Origin of the sequence: Thermomonas sp., assembly GCF_025993755.1 — a bacterium.
Lineage (GTDB): Bacteria > Pseudomonadota > Gammaproteobacteria > Xanthomonadales > Xanthomonadaceae > Thermomonas.
The window spans coordinates 1-1683 of the sequence record NZ_JAMQHN010000101.1; the positions used below are offsets into that span (position 1 = coordinate 1).

Consider the following 1683-nt stretch of genomic DNA (forward strand, 5'->3'; position numbering starts at 1 on the left):
GGTCGAGGTAGATCAACATAATCACGCCGGTTTCCGCGGCGACGCCAGCCAGCGCGATGAAGCCCACGATCACCGCGACGCTGACGTTGTAGTCGAGCATCCACATCAGCCACACGCCGCCGACCAGTGCGAACGGCACCGACAGCATCACGATCAGCGACTCGGTGACGCGGCGGAAGTTGAGGTACAGCAGCAGGAAAATCAGCGCCAGGGTCACCGGGATGACGACGCGCATCTTCTCGGCGGCACGCTGCATGTACTCGTACTGCCCGCTCCAGGAGACGTAGTAGCCCGGCGGGAACTGCACCCGCTCGGCGACCGCATCCTGCGCCGCCTTCACGTAGCGGCCCAAGTCGCTTTCGCGCGTATCGACGTAGATGTAGGCGGCCAGCATCGCGTTCTCAGTGCGGATGCTCGGCGCCCCCTTCTTAACTTCGATCTGCGCCAGCTCACCCAATGGCACCTGGGCGCCGCCGGGCACCGGGACCAGCACCTGGGTGCCGATCCGGTGCGGATCGTCGCGCAGTTCGCGCGGATAGCGCACGATCGCGCTGAAGCGCTCGCGTCCCTGGAGGATGGTGGAGACCATCTCGCCGCCCAGCGCGGCCGCCACCAGGTCCTGCACCTCACCCAGGCTAACGCCGTACTGGGCCAGGCTGCCAAGGTCGGGGGTGATGTCGAGGTAGTAGCCGCCGCTCAGGCGTTCGGCGAACGCGCTGGTCGTCCCCGGCACTTCGCGCACCACGGCTTCGATCTCGGTGGCCAGCGCGTCGAGTTGCTCAAGGTCCGTGCCGAAGACTTTGATGCCCACGGGCGTGCGGATGCCGGTGGCCAGCATGTCGGTGCGCGCCTTGATCGGCATCGTCCAGGAGTTGGCGACGCCCGGGAACTTCAGCGCCTCGTCCATCTCGGCGATGAGCTTGTCGGTGGTCATGCCGTCGCGCCACTGGTCCTTGGGCTTGAGGTTGATGACCGTCTCGAACATCTCCAGCGGCGCCGGGTCGGTCGCGGTCAGGGCACGACCGGCCTTGCCGAAGACCGACTCCACCTCCGGGAAGCTCTTGATGATCCGGTCCTGCTGCTGCAACAGCTCAGAGGCCTTGGTCACCGACATGCCAGGCAACGAAGCAGGCATGTATAGGAGCGTGCCCTCGTTGAGGGTCGGCATGAACTCACTTCCCACGCGCGATGCCGGCCACAGGCTGGCAAACAGCGCGACGAGCGCGAGGAGGATCGTCGCCACGCGGTGCCGCAGCACGATGTCGATCGCGGGCCGGTAGGCTGCGATCAGGAACCGGTTCACAGGATTCTTGTGCTCGGGAACGATTTTGCCGCGCACGAACAGCAGCATGAGCACCGGGACCAGCGTCACCGACAGCAGCGCGCCGCCGGCCATGGCGAAGGTCTTGGTGAACGCCAGCGGCTTGAACAGGCGGCCTTCCTGCGCCTCCAGCGCGAAGACCGGCAGGAACGAGACGGTGATGATCAACAGGCTGAAGAACAGCGCCGGCCCGACCTCGCGGCAGGCGTCGATGATCAGCTGGATACGGCTGCGGGAGCCATCGTCGCGTTCGATGTGCTTGTGTGCGTTCTCGATCATCACGATCGCCGCGTCGACCATCACGCCGATCGAGATCGCGATGCCGCCCAGGCTCATGATGTTGGAGTTCATGCCGAGCGCAC

The 1683-nt window shown here is 65.6% G+C and carries 1 protein-coding gene; it reads right to left on the bottom strand.

The genetic code is table 11. From position 1 onward, the window contains the following. Positions 1-1672: efflux RND transporter permease subunit (locus Q0X16_RS06870; RefSeq protein WP_297832415.1), on the bottom strand; the 1672-nt coding region annotated here is incomplete at its 3' end. Positions 1673-1683: the final 11 nt, after the last annotated feature.